The sequence below is a fragment of the uncultured Thiodictyon sp. genome (assembly GCF_903828115.1).
GTDB lineage: Bacteria > Pseudomonadota > Gammaproteobacteria > Chromatiales > Chromatiaceae > Thiodictyon.
The window spans coordinates 1-3677 of record NZ_CAIKKU010000815.1 but is presented as its reverse complement, the minus strand read 5'-3'; the positions used below and the strand labels follow the sequence as shown (position 1 = coordinate 3677).

Sequence of the window (3677 nt, the reverse complement as noted above, 5' to 3'; positions counted from 1 at the left end):
GCTCGCCAGCGTGATTGAAACCTGTCGCCAGCGCGGCCAGGTGCCGTGGCCCTATCTGGCCGGCGTGATCGCTGAGCGCCGCGCCGGTCGCGCGGCCGCTCCGCTGCCGGCTCCAATGCCGGGTCTCTGAACGGCTACCCTGGGAGCATTACACGGCGACCCTGCTGGAGACTCATGCGCAGATCGCTGCTTACGCCAAGAACGACCACCTGGGATTGCAGATTTACTACCTGTGGCGCGGCAGCCGGCGGCGTTTCATACCCGATTTCGTGGTCCGGCTCATCAACGCCCAGCAGTTGGTGCTGGAGATCAAGGGCGAGGACTCGGATCAGAACCGTGCCAAACGCCTCGCCCTCGACACCTGGGTGCGTGCGGTGAATGCCCGCGGCGGTTTCGGGACCTGGTGCTGGGATGTGGTGAAGGCCGAACCGTCGCGGGTCCATGACGTCATCGCCCATCACGCGCAGGGTCCGGGGCATAGCGAACCGATTGGCGAGGACTTGCCGGTTGGCTCGAATGCGCGGGCCCTATAGGCCCCGACCTCACTGAATGTTGGCTACCGCCGCTTCGGCCGGCCCACCCCCGTCCTTCCCTTGGTCAAGGCCCCTGGGCCCGCGTTGATACGCCCTTGCGGTATAGCCCGCTCCACGCGGACCTTGGCCAAGGCCAGCCACCGCTCGTCGCCCGGTTGCTCCACCAACTGCTCCAGGCTGGCGATGACGGTGGCGGCGGCCCGCTCATCCCCCCGGGCGCGGCTGAGCATCGCCAGGACACCATAGAGTTCGAAGACCTCCTGGAGGTGCAGCCGCGGCCGTTGGGCCAGCCCGTCCAGCAAACCCTGGGCCTCATCCAGTTCGCCGGCTGCGATCAGGATACTGGCCAGGTTGCAGCGGGCGAACAGATAGTCCGGGTGGGCGGCGATGACCCGCCGCAGCAGGTCACGGCACTCCCGGGTCCGGCCCTGCTGGCCGCGCAGCGCCGCGAGGTTGCCCAAGGCGGTCGGGTGGTCAGGGACGCGCGCCAGGATGGCGTGGAGGTTGGCCTCGGCCGCCTCGAACAGGTGCGCCCGCATCTGGAGCATGGATTCCTCGAGCCGGGTCTGGAGCTTGGTCGGAAGGCCGGTCGACACCGTCTCCCGATGGATCGCGGTCGAGAACACCGTGACCTCCTGCAGCCCGGTGCCGTCCCAGCATTCGACGGCCTCGTTCGCTGCGAGCAGTTTGCGTTGCCGCAGGGCGTTGATGAACCCGAGGCGTTCCTGGATGGTGCCGATGGGCAGCCGCGCCAGGTCCCGGACGATGATCGCCGCGGACCTTGGGGACGGTCCCGCCGGGGTCCGGGCCGCGTGACCCAGCCGCCGTTGCAGAAGATGTGCGGCGAGTCCCCTTACCGTCAGGTCGCCGGTCAGATAGAGCGCCTCCAGATAGCGATCGTCGATGCCTAACCGGTTGATTCGCGATTCCAGGGCCGCTGCACCGGTCTCGTGAATCCGGCCCACGACGCCCATAGGGAAGGCCCGGCCCAGCGCGAACAAGGCCGGGAAGGCCGGCGGTACGCCATCGCGCTCGAGGATGGCAAGGTTCTCACGGGCGGACGCGAGCCCCGGGTGCTGGGCCAGGGCGCGCTGCCACAGGTCCCGGGCCTGGTCGCTGCGCCCCAGTCGGCTGGCGGCGCCAGCGCCGAACAGGAGCCGCATGGCCTCCGGGAAGCCGGTCGCCGCATCGCTCCAGTCGGCCTGGTTGCTGCGCTCGAAGGCGTCCCAGGCGGCCTGGTCCTCCCGGATCAGGAGTAGGGCGGCAAGTTGGGCCTGGGCGTCCTCGGCGCGCCGGGCCTGGGCCTGGGCCAAGGGGACGGCGAGTGCCCGGGCGCCGGTTTCATCACCGCGATAGAACCGCAGTTGCAGGGCCAAACCGAGGGCGCAGAGGTTGCCCGGGTCCTGTTGCCAGGCGTCGCGTGTGGCGGCCAGTGCCTCTTCGCTGCGCCCCGAATGGAAGAGGGCGAGCGCCCGGATGTTACGGGCGGGGGTGGTGGCGACGCCGTCCAGTTCATGCACAGCCGTGGCGAAGTCGTCCGCAACCATATGGATCTGCGCGATTTCAACGCGTTCCAGATCCTCGCGGGTCGCGTGCGAGCCGTCGGGTTGTTGCATCAGCCCGTCCAAGACTGTGGTATCGGCAGGGATGGGTTCTGCGATGGCGCCCAGGTCGGCCAAGCGTTCGGCGGCCCGGACTACCAGCAGGGGGTATCCGCCCTCGCCGGCGAATTGGACCAGTGCCTCCTGGGCCGCCCGGCTGTCGGGCCGACGTTGCGCCCACTGATAGGCGGCCAGGGTCGCCGCGCCCCGGCTCCCGGCCTGATCGAGGGCCTCAACCAGCATCCGGTTGGCGGCGCCGTGATCGGGGAAGCGCTGCACCAGGGCGCGCGCACGCATGACGGCCCGCGTGAAATCCCTGGCCTCGAGCAGGCGCTCGACGGCATTGAGCTGGGCTGGCTCGGGCTGCCGGCCCTTGGCAGGGTCGGTCTTGGACGGTTTCTTCGGCACCGCGGGTCCTCCGGGTTAACAGTGAGCGGCGGCAAGCTGCATCGACATTTTCAATCAGGCTACCCCCTTCGGCCGCCTCGCCCCCACCGCACCCCTGATCAAGGACCCGAGGGCCGCCTTCAGACGCCCACCCTTGGTCGCCCGCGCCACGCGCGCCTTGGCCATGGCCAGCAGTTGCTCGTCGTCCTCGTCTTCCACCAAGCGCTCCAGGCTGGCGATGAGGCCGGCGGCGGCCTGTTCGTCGCCTTGGGCACGGCTCAACATGGCCATGGCGCCATAGAGTGCAAAGGCCTCCTGGATGTGCATCCGCGGCCGTTCGGCGAGCCCCTCCAGCAGCGCCTTGGCCTCGTCCAACTCGCCCTCTTGGATCAGCTGACCGGCGAGGTTGCAGCGGGCAAACAGATAGTCCGGATGGACCGCGACGACCCGGCGCAGCAGTTCCCGGCACTCATCAACCCGACCCTGACGGGCACGCAGCGCCGCCAGGTTGCCAAGGACGGTCTGCTGGTCAGGGGCGCGCGCCAGGATGGCGTTGATGGCCGTCTCGGCCGCCTCGAGCCGGCCAGCCCGCAAATGAAGCACTGCTTCACCATGCAGCGTCATGAGGTCCTTGGGAAGGTCACTCGGCATGGGCTTGCGGGTGATCTCGGTCGAGAACAAATGGACCTCCTGCAATGCCTTACCGTCCCAGAACTTGACGGCCTCGCCCGCAGCGATCAGCTTGCGCTGCCGCAGTGCGTCGAGGAAGCCGAGACGCTCCTGGCTGGTGCCGATGGGCAGCCGCGCCAGGTCCCGCAGGATGGTCGCCGCCCGCCGGGTGCTCGGCCCCGCCGCGGCCGGGGCCGCGTGATCGAGTCGGCGTTGCAGGAGATAGGTCACGGTGGTGCGCACGGTCGCGTCACCGGTCAGGTAGATGGCCTCCAGATAGGCGTCGTTGATGCCCCACTGGTCGATCCGGGAGTCGAGGCCCTTGGCGCCGCCCTGGGGCAGCGTGTTCAGAGGGTATAGACAAAATCTACCTGGCCGATATTCTTGCGCGAGTTTACAAGAACGAGGCGCGCAACGATGTCGAAAGGTGGTCGGCCAAAGAAGATCAACGAGGGACAGTATGAGGTGTTGCGCCAGATCGTCGCGG

At 68.5% G+C, this 3677-nt stretch carries 3 protein-coding genes; 1 reads left to right on the top strand and 2 read right to left on the bottom strand.

The features are described from left to right. Positions 1-215 precede the first annotated feature (215 nt). On the top strand, positions 216-533 hold the full coding sequence (locus tag QZY48_RS30075; protein ID WP_295437545.1) for a hypothetical protein: 318 nt from the start codon (positions 216-218) through the stop codon (positions 531-533). A 23-nt stretch (positions 534-556) separates the two neighbouring features. Here the strand turns inward: QZY48_RS30075 and QZY48_RS30070 are convergent, their stop codons facing one another. Then, positions 557-2542 (bottom strand): tetratricopeptide repeat protein, encoded by a 1986-nt coding sequence (locus QZY48_RS30070; RefSeq protein WP_295437543.1) that lies wholly within the window; start codon positions 2540-2542, stop codon positions 557-559. 54 nt (positions 2543-2596) lie between these two features. Then, positions 2597-3677, bottom strand: a 1081-nt coding sequence (locus QZY48_RS30065) for a tetratricopeptide repeat protein (RefSeq protein ID WP_366929812.1), incomplete at its 5' end; no start/stop codon positions are given.